This window comes from Phenylobacterium sp. (genome assembly GCF_016793285.1).
Lineage (GTDB): Bacteria > Pseudomonadota > Alphaproteobacteria > Caulobacterales > Caulobacteraceae > Phenylobacterium.
On sequence record NZ_JAEUMO010000252.1, the window covers coordinates 19,729 to 36,072 of the forward strand.

Genomic DNA, 16,344 nt, shown 5'->3' on the forward strand with positions numbered 1-16,344 from the left:
AAGGGGGCCGCATGTCGGATGTGATCCTCGACGCCTGGGACGGGCCTGCGATCCCGGTCCACGCCCTCACCGAAACCGAAGCCGCGACGGCGCTGGAGGCGGACGCCTTCGCCGCGGGCCTCGCCAGGACCGCCGAATTCAAGGGCAGGTCCGGCCAGGTGCTGCAGGTCCCCGACGCCGCCGACGGCGCGCTCGGCCGCGTGCTGCTGGGCCTGGGCGAGGGCGGGAGCACGGACCCCTTCCGCGCGCTGGCCGGCAAGCTTCCGGCCGGCGTCTATCGGATCGCCGAGGCCCCCGCCGACATCGCCGCCGATCGCATCGCGCTGGCCTTCGCGCTCGGGAGCTACCGCTTCGACCGCTACAAGCGGGCCAAGGGCGAGACGGGGGCCGCCGGGCGCGCCCGCCTGCTGGTCGAAGGCTGCGACCTCGCCGAGCCGCGCCAGGTGGCGCACGCCTGCGCCCTGGCCCGCGACATGGTCAACACCCCGGCCAACGACATGGGGCCCCTGCAGATCGAGACGATCGCGCGCGAGATCGCCGAACAGCACGGCGGCCGCATCACGGTGATCGAGGGCGAGGGCCTGCTGGAGGCCAACTATCCGGCGGTTCACGCCGTGGGCCGCGCCGCCGATCCGGCCCGCGCGCCGCGGTTCATCGAGATCCGCTGGGGCGATGCCGGCAAGCCGCTGGTCTGCGTGGTGGGCAAGGGCGTCGTGTTCGACACCGGCGGCCTCGACATCAAGCCGTCGGCCGGCATGCGGCTGATGAAGAAGGACATGGGCGGCGCCGCCCACGCGCTGGCGCTGGGCCGGATGATCATGGCCGCCGGCCTGCCGGTGAGCCTCGCCGTGCTGGTCCCGGTCGTCGAGAACGCGATCTCGGGCGACGCGATGCGGCCGGGCGACGTGCTGGACTCGCGCAAGGGCCTCTCCATCGAGGTGGGCAACACCGACGCCGAGGGCCGGCTGATCCTGGCCGACGCGCTGACGCGGGCCTGCGAACTGGAGCCGGCGCTGACCATCGACATGGCCACCCTGACCGGCGCGGCGCGCATCGCGCTCGGCCCGCAGTTGCCGCCCTTCTATACCGACGACGAGGAGCTGGCCGCCCAGATCGAGGCTGCCGCCAGGGCCGAGAACGATCCCTTGTGGCGGATGCCGCTGTGGAAGCCCTACGCCGACGCCCTGGACTCGGACGTGGCCGAGATCAAGAACGACCCCGACGGCTGGGCCCAGGCGGGTTCGGTGACGGCGGCCCTCTTCCTTCAGCGGTTCGCGCCGAGCGGCCCGTGGGCGCACCTGGACATCTTCGCGTGGAACCCGCGGAATCGTCCGGGATTCCCCTCAGGCGGCGAAGCCCAGGCCATCCGCGGCCTCTACCGCATGATCCGCGAGCGTTTCGCATGAAGCACGATCCTCGCATCACCCCCTGGCGCGACGGCGTGGCCGCCCGCAGCCTGGAAGGCGTGATGCAGGCCGAGGTCTATCTCGACCCCAGGGCCATGAGCTGCGGCGTCGCGGCCGCGGCGATCCGCTCCGCGCCAGACGGCGGCGCCGAGCAGATGGACCAGCTCCTGTTCGGCGAGCGGTTCGCCGTGATCGAGGAGGAGGGCGCGTGGCTGTGGGGCCAGGCGACCCGCGACGGCTACGTGGGCTTCGTGGAGGCCGCGGCGCTGAAGCCGGTGGGCGCGCTTCCGACCCACCGCGTCTCGGCGCTCAGGACCTATGCGTTCGCGGAGGCCAGCATCAAGTCGCGGGCCAGCGGCCCCTATTCGCTGGGCAGCCTGGTGGCCGTCGAGGCGACCGAGGGCAAGCTCGCCAGGGTCGAGGGCGCGGGGTGGATGACGGCGGCGCACCTGATGCCGGTGGGCGCGTTCGAGGACGACTGGGCGGCGGTGGCGCTGCGCTTCGTCGGCGCGCCGTACCTGTGGGGCGGCCGCGAGAGCCTGGGGCTCGACTGTTCGGGGCTGGTGCAGCAGGCGCTCTTCGCCTGCGGTCGCGCCTGCCCGCGCGACACCGACCAGCAGCAGGCGCTGGGCGCGCCGATCGCGGCGGATCAGTTCGGCCGCGGCGACCTGGTGTTCTGGAAGGGCCATGTCGCCATGGGCGTCGGCGACGGGACGATCGTCCACGCCAACGGCCATCACATGGCCACCGTGGTCGAGCCGCTGAGCGAGGCGGTGGCCCGCATCGACGCGGCCGGGTCGGGCCAGCCCACGGCGTACCGGCGGCCGTAAGCATCTGCCTTTTCCGCTCGCGGGAAAGGGGGACCGCGCGCCGAAGAGCGCGTGGTGCAAAGGGCAAGCCGCCGGCAGGGCCCCCGGTTCAAGCTGAATGAAGCGTGGCGGATGAGGCTTTCCCTCTCCACCCCTCGCGCTACCCCCGGCCTTCGCCGGGGTCGGCGAGCGGTCCCCCTCTCCCGTCTGCGACGGGAAAGGCGGAACTACTTCTTCGCGGGAGCGACCGGCGAGGCCGCGGCGGCCGGAGCGACCGGGCCTTGTCCGGCGGCGCCCTGGGTGGCCGGCGCAGCCGCCGTCGTGGTGGGCGCGCCTTCGGCCGCGGCCGGGGCCGCAGCGCCTTCCGCCGCCGGAGCGGCCGCCGCCGCGGCGCCGGGAGCGCGCGACGGATCGGGCGCGGGCACGGCGAGCGTGCCGCCCTGCGCCTTCAGGTAGGCGATCAGGTTGATGCGGTCTTCGGGCTTCTTGATGCCGACGAAGGTCATCTTGGTGCCGGCGATGTACTTCTGCGGGCCCTTGATGAACTCGTAGAGGTGGTCGTAGTCCCACTGCGGCTGCTTGCCGCCGAAGTCGGTCATGCCGGTCGAGTAGGCGAAGCCGCCGTGCGTGCCGGGCTTGCGGCCGACGACGCCCCACAGGTCGGGGCCGGTGCCGTTGGGGCCGCCCTCCTGGATCGAGTGGCAGGACTTGCACTTGGCGAAGGAGGCCTCGCCCGCCGCGACGTTGGCGGCCGGAAGGACCGTGCCCCAGTCGGGCGGCGTGTCGGCCGCGGCGGCTTCGCCGCCGCCGCCTTCGGCGACCTCGACCACGTAGCCCGGCTTGGCGGGATGCTCGGGCGCGAACACGCCCGCCGACAGCTCGCGGAGGCCGACGATGGCGAGGCCCGTCGCCAGCACCGCGCCGAAGATCTTGTTGAACGTCAGGTCGCTCATAGTCCCCTGGTCACGCCTCTCAAACGGCCGCGGCGCCAAGTCCGCGAACGCGCGGGAATCCCGCCCCTTATTGCGTGCGGCTCTCTTACACGCTACCGGCGCTCGCGCAACCTCCAGACCGCCCGATGAACCCGATCGTCCTCATCCCCGCGCGCATGGCCGCGACCCGCCTGCCGGGGAAGCCTCTGGCGGACATCGGCGGCGTGCCGATGATCGTGCGCGTGCTGCGCCAGGCCGAGGCGGCCGACGTGGGCCCCGTCGCCGTGGCGGCGGGCGACCCCGAGATCGTGGCGGCCGTCGAGGCGGCCGGCGGCCGGGCGGTGCTGACCGACCCCGCCCTGCCCTCGGGCAGCGACCGGATCCTGGCGGCGCTGGCCGTGCTGGATCACGAGGCGCGGCACGACGTGGTCATCAACCTGCAGGGCGACATGCCGTTCGTCTCGCCCTCGGTGCTGCTGGACTGCGGCGCGCTGCTGGCCACCCACGCGAGCTGCGACATCGCCACCGTCGTGGCCCCGGAGGGCGCGGCCGCGGACCGCGCCAACCCCGATGTCGTGAAGGCGGTGCTCGCCATGGAGGCCGACGGACGCAGCGGCCGGGCGCTCTATTTCACCCGCTCGACGCTGTACGGCGAGGCGCCCGTGTGGCGGCACATCGGCATCTACGGCTACCGGCGCATCGCGCTGCAAAGGTTCAACGCCGCCACGCCGTCGCCGCTGGAGCAGCGCGAGAAGCTGGAGCAGTTGCGCGCCATGGAGCTCGGGCTGTCGATCTGGGCGGCCGTGGCCGAGGCCGCCCCCATTTCCGTGGACAGTCCCGCCGATCTCGAGCGGGCGCGTGAGTATGCAAGGACGCAGGCATGAGCGGGGCTAGGACAGACGGGGGCCGCATCGCCTTCCAGGGCGAGCTGGGCGCCAACAGCCACGAAGCCTGCATGGCCGCGTTCCCCGAGATGGAGCCCGTGCCGCACGCGACCTTCGAGGAGGCGTTCGAGGCGATTCGCGGCGGCGACTGCCAGTTGGGCATGATCCCGGTCGAGAACTCGATCGCAGGCCGCGTGGCCGACGTCCATCACCTGCTGCCGTCGTCGGGGCTCAAGATCATCGGCGAGCGGTTCAAGCCGATCCACTTCCAGCTCATGGCCAACCCGGGCGTGACGCTGGACCAGGTGAAGACCGCGGTGTCGATGCCCATCGCGCTGGGCCAGTGTCGCAGGACGCTCCGGCGGATGGGGCTCAAGACCGAGGCGACGGGCGACACGGCGGGCGCGGCGCGCGCGCTGGCCGAGACTCCGGACCCGACGCGCGCGGCGGTGTCGCCGGCGCTGGCGGCCGAGACCTACGGGCTCACGATCCTGGCCCGCGACATCGAGGACGAGCACCACAACACCACCCGCTTCCTCGTGATGACGGCGGACGCGAACCCGAAGCCGCCGCCGTTCACCGCGCCCTGCGTGACCAGCTTCATCTTCCGGGTGAAGAACCTGCCGGCGGCGCTCTACAAGGCGCTGGGCGGGTTCGCGACCAACGGCGTCAACATGACCAAGCTCGAGAGCTACATGGAGAACGGCGCCTTCACGGCCACCTTCTTCTACGCCGAGGTCGACGGACGCCCCGAGGACATCGGCCTGGCCCGCGCCTTCGAGGAGCTGGCCTATTTCTGCGAGAAGTTCGAGATCCTGGGCGTCTATCCCGCCGACCCGTTCCGCAGCCGCTGAGCGGCGGGCGGGAACCATCTTCCCACCGTGCAGGTTATCGGTCTGAAGCGCGGCTCCGGTCGCGCACACCTCGGCTGACCGGAGGGTCGGCGCGGGGCATTTACTCATGTTCGGAAAGATTTCGCGGGCGAATGTTCAGCATTCGCCTGTACGTTGTCTGAGAACACGCCTGGAGCGTGTGTGTAATTCACCCAACAGATGAATCGAATACCTCACTCTACCGTGCGTAGTAGCGTGGCCGTGCGCATTCCTTCTAGGGCTGGGGCAGGCTGTCAGTTGGGGGTGTGCGTGCAGTCCTGAGAGTTTCCCGCAACGACTTCGGAGCACGCATATGAAGACCGGACTACTCGCCGCGGCCTGCGCCGCCGGCCTCGTCCTGGGCGGCAGCGCCGCCCAGGCCCTGACCATCATCGACTTCGAGGGCGAGACCCTCGGCGCTCAGGCCGACGGCTACGCCGTCACGGGCTTCGAGGAGCTGGTGTTCACCACCGAACTCGGCTCGGGTCTCGCGCTCTACAGCGGGACCGAGAGCGACGGCGTCTCGCTGCTCGCGCAGAACGACACCAACGGCAACTTCATCCGCGGGACGTTCACCGACGGACTGCACTCGTTCCTCAGCCTGACGTTCGGCAACGACGACCCGAACTTCCTCACCGCGGGCGACCAGGCGGTGCTGACGGTGTTCAAGGCCGGGACCATGGTCGGCCAGACCATCCTGATGCTGACGGGCCCGAACGACCTGATGGACCAGACCATCGGCTTCCAGTTCGCGCAGTTCGACAGTTGGAGCTTTGCCTACACGAACGCGGCCGGGGTCCCTTCGACCGGCGGCGCCGGCGCCAACGTCGGACTGATCGAGGTGATCGACAACATCACCTACGACACCCTGGCGACGGGGGTTCCCGAGCCGGCGGCCTGGGCGATGATGATCCTGGGCTTCGGCGGCGTCGGGGCGATGGCGCGGCAGCGCCGCAGGCTGGTCGCGGCCTGAGCGGGCGCAGGCCGGCGTCGCTGCGGCGGCGTCGGCCCTGCCCGACCCTCAGCCTTCCTCGAAGGCCCAGGCCTTGATGAGCTGGTGGGCGATGGCCATCGGCTGCGGGCAGAAGGTGTCGGCGTACTCGCCGCGCACCAGCGCGCGCGCTTCCTCGCGGGAGAACCAGCGCACCTCCGACAGTTCGGTCTGGTCGGGCCGCGCGTCCTCGTCCTCGACCTCGGCGATCAGGCCGATCATCAGCGACGACGGATAGGGCCAGGGCTGGGTCGAGTGGTAGCGGACCGAGACGGTCTTCAGGCCCGCCTCCTCCGCAAGCTCGCGGGCGCAGGCCTCCTCGATCGACTCGCCGGGCTCCAGGAAGCCGGCCAGCGCCGAGAACATGCCCTTGGGCCAGATCTCCTGGCGGCCGACCATGCAGCGGTCGCCGTGGACGGCCAGCATGATCACCACCGGGTCGGTGCGCGGGAAGTGCTCGGCCTCGCAGGCGGGACACCTGCGCTTCCAGCCGCCGTCCATCGCTTCGGACGGCTGGCCGCAGCTCGCGCAGTACTGGTGGCGGCGGCGCCATTCGAACATCTGCTTGGCCGTGGCCAGGATCGCGGCGTCGGTCTGCGGCAGCCTGAGCGCGATCTGGCGCAGGTCCATGAACTCGCCCAGGCCCTGCAGCGGCCCCAGGGCCGGGTCGGACGTGCCCTCCATGTCGACGGCGAAGACGGCGGTGTCCTTCCACAGGCCCATGAACAGCAGACGCTCGGGCCCGCCCGACAGCTCGTCGACCATCTTCGAGGGCAGGTAGGCGATCTGGACGCCGCCTTCGCCGCCTTTTCCACCTGCGGTCTTCTCGACCAGGGGCTTGCCGTTCCAGATGGCGAGGCCCAGCGAGTCGGACGAGGCGAGCTGGCCGGCGAGCCAGTCGGCGTCGGTCCGGCGGTCGGACGCCCGGTCGAGCGGGTTCCCGGCGAAGGTGTTCTGGAAGAAGGAAAGGGCCATGGGGCGCTATCTACGGGGCTCAGGGCTGCGGCAGCAACACGTCTTGGCCGTAAGGCGGATTCGGACGACCGCCGCGCGGCGTCGCCCGGAGCCTCTGGTCAAACGCCTGTTCGTCCGCCACATGTTTCGGCAAGGGTCCCCATTCCGCGCCCAGCAGGAGTCTCCGCATGGCCGACGACGCCGCGAAACCGCCGCCCAACCACCCCGCCGACTACACGCCGCCGAAGGTCTGGGCCTGGAACAAGGACAACGGCGGCCGCTTCGCCAACATCAACCGGCCGATCGCGGGCCCGACCCACGACAAGGTCCTGCCGCTCGGCGAGCACCCGTTCCAGCTCTACTCGCTGGGCACGCCCAACGGGGTGAAGGTGACGGTGATGCTGGAGGAGCTGCTGGCAGCCGGCCACAAGGGCGCCGAGTACGACGCGTGGATGATCAACATCGGGAGCGGCGACCAGTTCGGCTCGGGCTTCGTGGAGCTCAACCCGAACTCCAAGATCCCGGCGCTGCTCGACAGGTCTGACCCGGCCAAGCCGTTCCGTGTGTTCGAATCCGGCGCGATCCTGCTGCACCTGGCCGAGAAGTTCGGCGCCTTCCTGCCGACCGAGCCGGCGGCCCGCGCCGAGGTGATGTCGTGGGTGATGTGGCTGATGGGCTCGGCGCCGTACCTCGGCGGCGGCTTCGGCCACTTCTACGCCTACGCGCCGTTCAAGATCGAATACGCCATCGACCGCTTCGCCATGGAGGCCAAGCGCCAGCTCGACGTGCTGGACCGCCGCCTGGGCGAGGTCGAGTACCTGGGCGGCGGCGACTACACGATCGCCGACATGATGGTGTGGCCCTGGTACGGCCTGCTGGCCAAGGGCGGCGCCTACGAGGCCGGCGAGTTCCTGGACACCCAGAGCTACAAGAACGTCCAGCGCTGGACCGACCAGATCGGCGCACGGCCGGCGGTGAAGCGCGGCCGGGTCATCAACCGCGCGCTGCCCGAGCGCCACTCGGCGGCCGACATCGACAGGTTCCTGGCCGAACAGGACGCGAAGAAATAGGGACCACGAAGGCGGGCCGCTTCGCACGCCGCGAAGCGGCGCCTTCCAGATTCGATGAACCGCGGAATGCGAGATGACTGAGCTTCCGCTCGCGCGGCGGCTCGAAGAAGAACGCTCGGGGAGAACGTCGTGGAACTGAAGGACAAGATCGTCGTCGTCACCGGCGCGGCGAGCGGGATCGGTCGCGCGCTCTGCGTGCGGTTCAAGGCCGAGGGCGCGAAGGCCATCGTCTGCGCCGACCGCGACGAGCCGGGCGCGAAGGCCACCGCGGAGATGGTGGGCGGCCGGGCCTTCCTGACCGACGTCTCGAAGGAAGCGGACATCCAGCGCCTCATCGAGACCGTCGAGGCCGAAGTGGGGCCCATCGACCTCTTCTGCTCGAACGCCGGCATCGGCATCGGCGGCGGGGCCGAGGCGCCCAACGACGGCTGGCAGAAGATCTGGGACATCAACGTCATGGCCCACGTCTGGGCCGCGCGGCATCTCGTGCCGCTGATGGCGGCGCGCGGCGGCGGCTATCTGCTCAACACGTCGTCGGCGGCGGGCCTGCTCAGCCAGATCGGCTCGGCGCCCTACGCGGTCACCAAGCACGCCGCCGTCGGGCTGGCGGAGTGGCTGGCGATCACCCACGGCGACCAGGGGATCAAGGTCTCGGTGCTGTGCCCGCAGGCGGTGAAGACGGCCATGACCGCGGGCAACCCCGACGGCGTGGCCTCCATCGACGGCATGATGGAGCCCGAGGTGCTGGCCGAGAGCGTGGTGCGGTCGATCGCCAAGGAGGAGTTCCTGGTCCTGCCGCACCCCGAGGTGCTGCAGTACATGCGCAACAAGACCAACGACTACGACCGCTGGATCGGCGGCATGCGCAAGCTGAACCGGCGGTTCGCCGGCTAGGGCTCAGTCCGCGCCGGACCTGGCCTTGCCCTTGACCGGCGCGGCCTTGGCGGCGGCGGCTGCGGCCTCCGCCGCCGCCTTCGCGTCGGCCTCGGCCGCGGCTTCCTTCTCCTTCTGGCGGGCGCCGGCGAGGATGCCCGGCAGCGCGTAGTTGCCCTCGTGGCAGGCGTACTCGTAGACGCGGCCGTTCAGGGTGTTGAAGGTGTATTCGCCGCCCCAGGGCTTGTCCCACAGCTCCGGATCCTCGAGCTGGAAGCGGTAGACGATCCGGTCGGGCGCCACGCGGGTGAACCACTCGGTGACCTTCAGCGTCTTCCAAGAGCCCGCGAACTGCTGACTTTCGGGGATGTTGGTGGTCTCGACCACCAGGGTGTCGCCCTCGTAGCGGCCGATGGCGTCGCCCATGTAGGGCCGCATGCCGTCGGTGCGGTGCTGGTCGCTCAGCCGGATGATCCGCGCGTCGTGGATCAGCTCCACCTCGATGACCACGGAGTCGGGCGTCTGAACGATCTGATAGTTGTTGTTGTAGTAGCCGTTCGGCAGCATCGGCGGGCCGGTGTTGCGCCCGAAGCCGGTGATGCAGCGCTCGCCCGCCGAGCGGGTCTCGTAGCTGGTGTAGTCGTCGCGGAAGTTGCGGGGCGGCATGGGCGGCGCGCCCGCTTTGCGGCCGGGGATCAGGCCGTTGGCCGTGGTCAGGATCGAGGTGCGGTACTGGCCGTCGATCTGCACGAGCTTGGTGCCGGGATCGATCCAGAAGGTGTTGTAGCCGCCGGTGTCGCCGCCCGCGGCGGCGAAGTCGGGGCGGATCTCCAGGAGCTTGGCGTAGGAGGCCGTCTGCTCGGCGGTGAGCGCGGTGGCGCCCTCCCTGGTGGGCTCGTTGGCGGCCGAGAGCGCGTCGGTCCAGATCTTCTCGAAGGCCTTGCCCTCGTCGGGCGTCAGCGTGGGCTTGTTCGAAATGCGCGGGTTGCGGAAGAGCGGCGTCAGCGTCGCGTTCGACCAGTAGCCGGCGAGGTCGGGCTGGCCCATGGCGTTGCGGGGCGCCTTCCAGGCCTTGGCGGCGGCCGGCTTCGCGGCGGCGGGCTCGGCGGCTTGGACGGAGACGGCGAGACAGGCCGTGGCGAGGGCTGTCCCGAGCGCGAGCGCAGTCAGGCGGCGCATTGGATTTCTCCCATGTCGGGGTCTCTGGCGGACCCTCGGCGCGAGAATACTACGACCGCGCGGATGACGTTAGGGAAGTGGAAGGCGGGAGCGGGCTGCTGCCGTTTCGGCAGAACTGTTCTGCAATCACGCTCAGTGCGGTGCGGGCGTCGGCGGCTTAACTTCCGGACCGAGAAGGAGCTACCCCCGTGACCACCGGCCTTTCCCTGATGACCCTCGGCTTCGCCATCGTGATGTCGATCCCGCTGTTCGGCCCCGCCCTGATGCGGGTCCTGGGTTAGGCGCACCAGCCTCGCCCCTTGCCCTCGGCGGTCCGATCCGCCATATGCCGCCGCGGAGATCGGCGGCGGACGAGCGCCTCGCCAACCTGGTCAGGGCCGGAAGGCAGCAGCCACAACGAATCACGCTTCGGGTTGTCGTTCGGTCTCCACCCGCCTTCGCTCCTGCGGAGCACACCCCGCAACGGATTGAATTCAGGACGTCGGCCTGGCCGCGTTGGCCAGCACATGCTCGACGCCCGCGACGGCGCGGTCGCCGTAGGCGAGGCCCAGCAGGGTGCGGTGGTCGGCCTTCTCCACGGCCTCGATCATCGGGGCGTTCGAGCCGCGCGCCGGCGCCTGGCGCACCTCGTCCCACATCGCCATCGCCCGTGACGGCGGCCCGGCCGTGATGACGGCCACCGGCCACTCGGGCCGCAGCGGGCCCGCTGCGGCGGCCTGCTCGGCGGCGTCGCGCCAGCTCTGCACCTCGACATAGGCCGTCCGGCTCTGGCGGCCCGAGATGAAGCCGCGGCGCTTCTCGGCCTTGCCCTGCGCGGGCAGGCCGATGCGGTCGCCCCACCAGTAGAGCGGCTTGGTCAGGCCCAGGCTGCCGGCGACGGCGCCCAGGCGCGCGAGGCCGCGCATGCGGTCGGCGAACTGGCTGGCCTCGCGCCGCTCGATCATCTCGGGCGTCACCGCGTCCAGCAGCACCAGCCCCACGACCTGGTCCGGATGCGACGCCGCAAACTGGCGCAGGTAGAGCCCCGCCATCGAATGCCCCATCAGCACGTAGGGGCCGCGCTCGCCCGAGGCGGCCATCAGCCTGGCCATGTCGCCGACGATGGCGTTCCCGTCGCGCGGCGCGGGGCCCGCCTCGGAATAGCCCATGCCGGCGCGGTCGTAGGCGCACGAGCGCAGGCCCCTGGCGGTGAGCTTCTGCTGGATCGCGGCGAAGTCGGCGGCGCCGCTGAACGCGCCGGCCTCCAGCCAGACCACCGGCTGGGCGCCCTTCGGGCCCTCGCAGACGAGGCGCAGCCTGCGCCCGCCGATGTCGACCATCTCGCCGCGCGGCTTGTAGCTGCGGCTGATCACTTCGGCGGCGACCGCGGCGGCGCCCCACGAGAAGGCGGCGACGGCGACGAGCGTGAGGAGCGAGAGCATCAACAGGCGCAGCATTTCTACTGCCTAGCCCGTTTGGCGCGCGTCCCGCCACCCTCGCGAGCCGACAAGGCGGCCGGTCCGCGCGGACCGGCCGCCTGCGGGCTCAGGCGCTCAGCGAGGCCTGGGCGCCGTCGCCGCGGGTGCGGCCGGCGGCGCGGAAGGCGTCGAGGGCGCTGGTCAGCTCGACGCTGTTCAGCGTTCCGTCGCCGTCGGCGTCGAGGCCGCCGAAGGCGCTGGAGAGCGTGTCCGCCTCCTCGCCGAGGGCGTTGGCGATCTCGGACAGCGACAGTCCGCCGTCGTCGTCGGCATCGACCTCGCCGATCAGCTTCGCGGCGATGTCGGAGCTGGCGGGCGGACCGCCGGGCGGCGGGCCGCCTGCGCGTCGGCCGCCTTCGGGCCGCGCGGCCTGGAAGCCGGCTTCGACCTCGTCGGCGCTCAGCTTGCTGTCGCCGTCGGCGTCGAGCTTGCCGATCGCCTCGCCGAGCGCCTCAGCGCCGGAGCCGGTAGCGGCCGCGATCTCCTCGGCGCTGAGCACCCCGTCGCCGTCGGTGTCGAGCGATTGCACGAGGCCGGTGGCGGGGTCGCTTCCGGTCTCGCCGTCCTCCTGCACGCCCAGCAGGCTGGACAGCGTGCCGGACGCGAACGATTGCGCGCCGCCGCCCGGGGGCGGCCCCGGCGGCGGACCGCCCGGCGGCGGGCCCGAGCCGCGCGCGCCCCGCGCCTCACCCGGCTGATCTTGCCTGGTGTCCGATGTGGACTGCAGCAGCGAGCGGAGCGCCTGCGCGGCCCCGCTTGTTGCGTAACTACTGGATAAGCTTGAAATTTGCACTCGGATTACCTGCCTTCCCTTCGAGGTTCGGGCGGCCGTCGGGGGTGACGGCGCCGGCAGGAGCGATGCAAGATCGCCGGCGGACGGGCCGGGCCGGATTGTTTCAATCGGCAGGGCGCGATTGAAACAGAGCCGCAGGCTTTGGGCGCGTGCGTGCCAGAGCGACGGATTTGTCCGCCCAGGCCGACATAATCCGCCCCGCGGGCGCGGCCAGGCGGGTGGGCAAGTTTCGCCGAGGTCCGGTTCTTTCCGCTGGGGCCCTTGCACGCCGCAGGCGCACCCGCTCGCGCGGGGCGCGAGAGGAGTTGCGGATTCGGCCTGCGGCGACCTATGGGCGATTGTCGGCGCCAGATCGGCGCGGGCAATCGGGGGGTTTCATGACCAGAATTCTTCTCGCCGCGCTGGGCGCGGCCACATCTCTGCTCGCCGTTTCGCCGGCGGCGGCCGGCGTCGTTCTCGACCAGGCCACGATACCCGAGACGGGGCATACGAACTTCGCGGGCGGAACGGGGCTTCAGGTGGGAACCAGGGGCGCCATCCAGACCTTCACGGTCGGCGTCAGCGGGTTCCTGGACCACGTCGTCGTGGCGGCCGAGAACTGGACGTTCCTCGGCGCGCCGGCCGGCCTTCGGCTCCAGGTGCAGAACGCATCCTACGCCACCCTCGTGTCGCAGGACTTCACGGCGGCCGACGTGCCGGACTTCGGGTTCGACGGGTTCGACTGGGTCAACGCGCTCTCGATGAGCGTCCGCGCGGCGAACATCGCCGTGACGGCCGGGGAACAGTATGTCCTCAAGGTCGCGGCGCTCGGCGACGTGGGCAATGTGGTGTGGCGCACCGGCTACGATGTCCAGGCGATCACCTACGCCGGCGGCGGCGCGGCCACCTACGACTTCTTCCCCGGCAACCCCAATCCGTTCCAGCTCGGCAACGACTTCGGCTTCAGGACCTATGTCGACAACGGCGCGGGGCCGGGCGGGGGCGATCCGGATCCGGGCCCCGGCGGCGGCGACCCGGACCCGGGCCCCGGCGGCGGCGATCCGCCGGTCGGCGGCGTGCCCGAGCCCGCCACCTGGGCGTTGATGCTCGTGGGCTTCGGCGCCGCCGGCGCGGGCCTGCGGCGCCGGCGCAGGGTCCTCGCCGCCTGATCCTGAACCGGCCGGGGGAGCGCGCGGATTTTCTGGCGCGTATCCCTTGGCCGGCGGAGACCCGACCCATTAGATAGCGGCATGGGCGACGACTTCGACCGCGACGATTCTCCGCCGGAGCGCGATCCGAACACGCCCGACATGTTCGGCGCCCCGCCGCCTTCGCCGAAGCCTGCTCCCGCAGAGGACGAAGGCGCGGCCTACACCGTCATCGCGCGGAAGTACCGGCCACGGTCGTTCGACGACCTCTACGGCCAGGAGGCGATGGTGCGCACGCTGCGCAACGCCTTCGCCAGCGGCCGGATCGCGCACGCCTTCATGCTCACCGGCGTCCGCGGGGTGGGCAAGACCACCACGGCGCGGCTGCTGGCCCGGGCGCTGAACTACGAGACCGACGCGATCCACGAGCCCTCGCTCGACCTGAGGGAAGAGGGCGTCCACTGCCGCTCGATCATCGAGGGGCGGCACATGGACGTGCTGGAACTCGACGCCGCCTCGCGGACGGGGGTCGGCGACATCCGCGACCTGCTGGAGGGCGTGCGCTACGCGCCGGTCGAGGCCCGCTACAAAGTCTACATCATCGACGAGGTCCACATGCTGTCGACCGGGGCGTTCAACGCGCTCCTGAAGACGCTCGAGGAGCCGCCGCCCCACGCCAAGTTCATCTTCGCCACCACCGAGATCCGCAAGGTGCCGGTGACCATCCTGTCGCGCACCCAGCGCTTCGACCTGCGCCGCGTGGAGCCGGACGTGCTGGTCAAGAACCTGGAGATGATCGGCGAGAACGAGGGCGCGCGCGTGGAGGCCGAGGGCCTGATGCTCATTGCACGGGCGGCCGAGGGTTCGGTCCGGGACGGCCAGTCGATGCTGGACCAGGCGATCGTGCAGGCCGAGCCGGGGCAGACGGTGACGGCGGCGTCCATCCGCGACATGCTGGGCCTGGCCGACCGGGCGCAGACGATCGGGCTGTTCGAGCAACTGATGCGCGGCGAGGCGGGCGCGGCCATCGAGACCTTCCGCCAGCTCTACGGCTATGGCGCGAACCCCGACCAGGTGGTCATGGACCTGCTGGACCACGCGCACGGCGCGTCGGTGGCCAAGGCGGTCGGCCCGAATGCGCTGGTGATGCCGAAGGAACAGGCGCTGCGTCTGGCGGCGGTCGGCGCCGCGGTCTCGCAGGGCGTGCTCGCCCGGATCTGGCAACTGCTGCTCAAGGCCTACGACGAGGTGCGCCGCGCGCCCGACGCGGCCGCCGCGGTCGACATGGCGCTGATCCGCCTGGCCTACGCGGCCGACCTGCCGGGGCCGGAGGAGGCGCTGAAGCGGCTGACGGGCGGCGAGCCGGTGGGCGGCGCGGGATCCCAGGGCGCCGGCCCCGCGGGGGGCGGCGCCCCTTCCGGCGGCGGTCCGGCGGCGCGGCAGGGCGGGGTCGCGGCCTCGGCGGTGGCGCGCCAGGCGATGCCGCTGTCGGCGCCCTCCACCGAGCCGGTGGCCGAACTGAAGACCTTCGAGGACCTGCTGGCGCTGATCGACCGGCGGCGCGACATCCGCCTGAAGATGGACGTGGAGCGGTTCCTGCGGCCCATCAGCTTCCGGCCGGGCGCGATCGAGTACGAACCCGCCCCCGGCGCGCCGAACGACCTGGCCCAGCGGCTGGTCTCGCGGCTGAAGGACTGGACGGGCGAGCGGTGGCTGCTGTCGACCCAGGGCGGCGGCGGCGCCGAGAGCCTGTGGGAGAAGCAGAAGCGCGAGCAGCGCGAGGTGCGGGCCGAGATCGAGGAGGATCCGTTCGTGCGCTCGGTGATGGAGGCCTTTCCGGGCGCGGAGATCGTCGGCGTGCGCAACCTGGAGACCGCCGCAGAGGCCGCCGCGCCGACGGAAGCCGCACCGCCGGACGAAGACGGCGACGACGAGTGACGCGGCGAAGCCGCTTGAATCGAACCGCGGAAAACGCGGAACGACGCGGAAGGGCGGCGGGGATTCCGTGTCATTCCGCGGTTTTCCTTCGAAAGCGCCTGCGGCGCGATGAGTGGATGTGATGAAAGACCTGAACTCCCTGATGAAGCAGGCGCAGGCGATGCAGCAGCGCATGGCCGACGCCCAGGAGAAGATCGCCGCGCTGGAGGTGGAGGGCACGTCCGGCGGCGGGATGGTGAAGCTTGTGCTGAAGGGCGCGGGCGAGCTGGCGCGCGTGGAGCTGGACGAGAGCCTGATGGCGCCCGGCGAGGGCGAGGTGGTGGCCGACCTGATGGTGGCCGCCCACGCGGACGCCAAGCGCAAGCTGGACGCCGCCCAGGCCGAGCTGATGCGCGAGGCGGCCGGGCCGCTGGCGGGCATGAACATCCCCGGCATGCCGAAGTTCTGAGTTGGCCGCCTCCGCCGGACCCGAGATCGAGCGGCTGATCGGGCTGCTCGCCAAGCTGCCGGGGCTGGGGCCGCGGTCGGCCCGGCGCGCGGCGCTGGCGCTGCTCAAGCGCCGCGACCAACTCCTGCTGCCGCTGACGGACGCGATGGGCGAGGCGGCGCGGCGCGTGAGGACCTGCCAGGTGTGCGGGGCGCTCGACACGCAGGATCCCTGCGCGATCTGCGGCGACGGCGTGCGCGACGGGGCGCTGATCTGCGTGGTGGAGGAGGTCGGCGCGCTCTGGGCGATGGAGCGGGCGGGCGCGTTCCGGGGCCGCTACCACGTCCTCGGGGGGCTGCTGTCGGCGCTCGACGGCGTCGGCCCCGAGGCGCTGAAGATCGGCCCCCTGGTGACCCGGGCGACGGCGCCGGAAGTGCGCGAGGTGATCCTCGCGCTGCCGGCCACCGTGGACGGCCAGACCACCGCCCACTACCTGGCCGAACGGCTCGCGGGCGCCGACGTCAGCGTCACCATGCTGGCCCGCGGCGTGCCGGTGGGCGGCGAACTCGACTGGCTGGACGACGGCACCATCGCCCAGGCGATGCGGGCGCGCCGGCCAGCCTAGAGCGCGC

The 16,344-nt window shown here is 71.6% G+C and carries 16 protein-coding genes and 1 other RNA gene; 12 read left to right on the forward strand and 5 right to left on the reverse strand.

What is annotated here, in order from left to right:
* Positions 1–11 precede the first annotated feature (11 nt).
* Entirely contained in the window at positions 12–1,406 is a 1,395-nt protein-coding gene (locus tag JNL41_RS21560; RefSeq protein ID WP_293478312.1) for a M17 family metallopeptidase, read from the forward strand.
* Positions 1,403–2,236 carry an NlpC/P60 family protein gene (locus JNL41_RS21565; protein WP_293478314.1) on the forward strand — a complete coding sequence of 278 codons (834 nt, stop codon included), beginning with the start codon at positions 1,403–1,405 and terminating at the stop codon, positions 2,234–2,236. The genes JNL41_RS21560 and JNL41_RS21565 overlap by 4 nt, the downstream gene beginning before the upstream one ends.
* Before the next feature lie 206 nt (positions 2,237–2,442).
* On the opposite strand, the gene JNL41_RS21570 is transcribed toward JNL41_RS21565, so the two are convergent.
* On the reverse strand, positions 2,443–3,168 hold the full coding sequence (locus JNL41_RS21570) for a cytochrome c family protein (protein WP_293478316.1): 726 nt from the start codon (positions 3,166–3,168) through the stop codon (positions 2,443–2,445).
* A gap of 125 nt (positions 3,169–3,293) precedes the next feature.
* On the opposite strand from JNL41_RS21570, the gene JNL41_RS21575 reads away from it, so the two are divergent.
* From JNL41_RS21575 to JNL41_RS21585, 3 genes are all read left to right on the forward strand, one after another.
* On the forward strand, positions 3,294–4,031 hold the full coding sequence (locus JNL41_RS21575) for a 3-deoxy-manno-octulosonate cytidylyltransferase (RefSeq protein ID WP_293478318.1): 738 nt from the start codon (positions 3,294–3,296) through the stop codon (positions 4,029–4,031).
* Positions 4,028–4,885 (forward strand): prephenate dehydratase, encoded by an 858-nt coding sequence (locus tag JNL41_RS21580; RefSeq protein WP_293478320.1) that lies wholly within the window; start codon positions 4,028–4,030, stop codon positions 4,883–4,885. Before JNL41_RS21575 ends, JNL41_RS21580 begins: the two co-directional genes overlap by 4 nt.
* Positions 4,886–5,216: 331 nt before the next feature.
* Entirely contained in the window at positions 5,217–5,876 is a 660-nt protein-coding gene (locus JNL41_RS21585) for a PEPxxWA-CTERM sorting domain-containing protein (RefSeq protein WP_293478322.1), read from the forward strand.
* Positions 5,877–5,924: 48 nt separating this feature from the next.
* On the opposite strand, the gene nudC is transcribed toward JNL41_RS21585, so the two are convergent.
* Positions 5,925–6,869: an NAD(+) diphosphatase gene (gene nudC, locus JNL41_RS21590; RefSeq protein ID WP_293478324.1), complete on the reverse strand. Its 945-nt coding sequence runs from the start codon at positions 6,867–6,869 to the stop codon at positions 5,925–5,927.
* A 167-nt stretch (positions 6,870–7,036) separates the two neighbouring features.
* Between nudC and yghU the strand changes: the two genes are divergently transcribed.
* Positions 7,037–7,918, forward strand: a complete 882-nt coding sequence (yghU, locus tag JNL41_RS21595) for a glutathione-dependent disulfide-bond oxidoreductase (protein WP_293478326.1) — start codon at positions 7,037–7,039, stop codon at positions 7,916–7,918.
* A gap of 129 nt (positions 7,919–8,047) precedes the next feature.
* Positions 8,048–8,812 carry an SDR family oxidoreductase gene (locus JNL41_RS21600; RefSeq protein ID WP_293478328.1) on the forward strand — a complete coding sequence of 255 codons (765 nt, stop codon included), beginning with the start codon at positions 8,048–8,050 and terminating at the stop codon, positions 8,810–8,812.
* Between the two features lie 3 nt (positions 8,813–8,815).
* Here the strand turns inward: JNL41_RS21600 and JNL41_RS21605 are convergent, their stop codons facing one another.
* A complete protein-coding gene (locus JNL41_RS21605) occupies positions 8,816–9,970 on the reverse strand; it encodes a hypothetical protein (RefSeq protein ID WP_293478330.1) in 1,155 nt (384 codons plus the stop codon).
* A 334-nt stretch (positions 9,971–10,304) separates the two neighbouring features.
* On the opposite strand from JNL41_RS21605, the gene ffs reads away from it, so the two are divergent.
* An RNA gene (gene ffs, locus JNL41_RS21610) (signal recognition particle sRNA small type) lies at positions 10,305–10,403 on the forward strand.
* Positions 10,404–10,443: 40 nt separating this feature from the next.
* On the opposite strand, the gene JNL41_RS21615 is transcribed toward ffs, so the two are convergent.
* Entirely contained in the window at positions 10,444–11,406 is a 963-nt protein-coding gene (locus tag JNL41_RS21615; protein ID WP_293478332.1) for an alpha/beta fold hydrolase, read from the reverse strand.
* An 88-nt stretch (positions 11,407–11,494) separates the two neighbouring features.
* On the reverse strand, positions 11,495–12,220 hold the full coding sequence (locus JNL41_RS21620) for a hypothetical protein (RefSeq protein ID WP_293478334.1): 726 nt from the start codon (positions 12,218–12,220) through the stop codon (positions 11,495–11,497).
* A gap of 377 nt (positions 12,221–12,597) precedes the next feature.
* Between JNL41_RS21620 and JNL41_RS21625 the strand changes: the two genes are divergently transcribed.
* The 4 genes from JNL41_RS21625 to recR all read left to right on the forward strand — a co-directional run bounded on the left by JNL41_RS21625 (position 12,598) and on the right by recR (position 16,337).
* A complete protein-coding gene (locus tag JNL41_RS21625) occupies positions 12,598–13,368 on the forward strand; it encodes a PEPxxWA-CTERM sorting domain-containing protein (RefSeq protein ID WP_293478336.1) in 771 nt (256 codons plus the stop codon).
* Between the two features lie 81 nt (positions 13,369–13,449).
* The gene (locus tag JNL41_RS21630; protein WP_293478338.1) at positions 13,450–15,285 is read left to right on the forward strand and encodes a DNA polymerase III subunit gamma/tau; all 1,836 of its coding nucleotides are present in this window, start codon (positions 13,450–13,452) and stop codon (positions 15,283–15,285) included.
* Between the two features lie 121 nt (positions 15,286–15,406).
* Complete coding sequence (locus tag JNL41_RS21635; RefSeq protein ID WP_293478340.1) at positions 15,407–15,733, forward strand: YbaB/EbfC family nucleoid-associated protein; 327 nt, start codon at positions 15,407–15,409, stop codon at positions 15,731–15,733.
* A gap of 1 nt (position 15,734) precedes the next feature.
* Positions 15,735–16,337 carry a recombination mediator RecR gene (gene recR / locus JNL41_RS21640; RefSeq protein WP_293478342.1) on the forward strand — a complete coding sequence of 201 codons (603 nt, stop codon included), beginning with the start codon at positions 15,735–15,737 and terminating at the stop codon, positions 16,335–16,337.
* Positions 16,338–16,344 lie beyond the last annotated feature (7 nt).

Coding starts and splice junctions, on each gene's coding strand:
- JNL41_RS21630 (WP_293478338.1), top strand. CDS start 13,450: ATGGGCGACGACTTCGACCGCGACGATTCTCCGCCGGAGCGCGATCCG.
- JNL41_RS21570 (WP_293478316.1), bottom strand. CDS start 3,168: ATGAGCGACCTGACGTTCAACAAGATCTTCGGCGCGGTGCTGGCGACG.
- JNL41_RS21605 (WP_293478330.1), bottom strand. CDS start 9,970: ATGCGCCGCCTGACTGCGCTCGCGCTCGGGACAGCCCTCGCCACGGCC.
- JNL41_RS21575 (WP_293478318.1), top strand. CDS start 3,294: ATGAACCCGATCGTCCTCATCCCCGCGCGCATGGCCGCGACCCGCCTG.
- nudC (WP_293478324.1), bottom strand. CDS start 6,869: ATGGCCCTTTCCTTCTTCCAGAACACCTTCGCCGGGAACCCGCTCGAC.
- JNL41_RS21585 (WP_293478322.1), top strand. CDS start 5,217: ATGAAGACCGGACTACTCGCCGCGGCCTGCGCCGCCGGCCTCGTCCTG.
- JNL41_RS21625 (WP_293478336.1), top strand. CDS start 12,598: ATGACCAGAATTCTTCTCGCCGCGCTGGGCGCGGCCACATCTCTGCTC.
- JNL41_RS21565 (WP_293478314.1), top strand. CDS start 1,403: ATGAAGCACGATCCTCGCATCACCCCCTGGCGCGACGGCGTGGCCGCC.
- JNL41_RS21615 (WP_293478332.1), bottom strand. CDS start 11,406: ATGCTGCGCCTGTTGATGCTCTCGCTCCTCACGCTCGTCGCCGTCGCC.
- JNL41_RS21560 (WP_293478312.1), top strand. CDS start 12: ATGTCGGATGTGATCCTCGACGCCTGGGACGGGCCTGCGATCCCGGTC.
- JNL41_RS21580 (WP_293478320.1), top strand. CDS start 4,028: ATGAGCGGGGCTAGGACAGACGGGGGCCGCATCGCCTTCCAGGGCGAG.
- JNL41_RS21635 (WP_293478340.1), top strand. CDS start 15,407: ATGAAAGACCTGAACTCCCTGATGAAGCAGGCGCAGGCGATGCAGCAG.
- yghU (WP_293478326.1), top strand. CDS start 7,037: ATGGCCGACGACGCCGCGAAACCGCCGCCCAACCACCCCGCCGACTAC.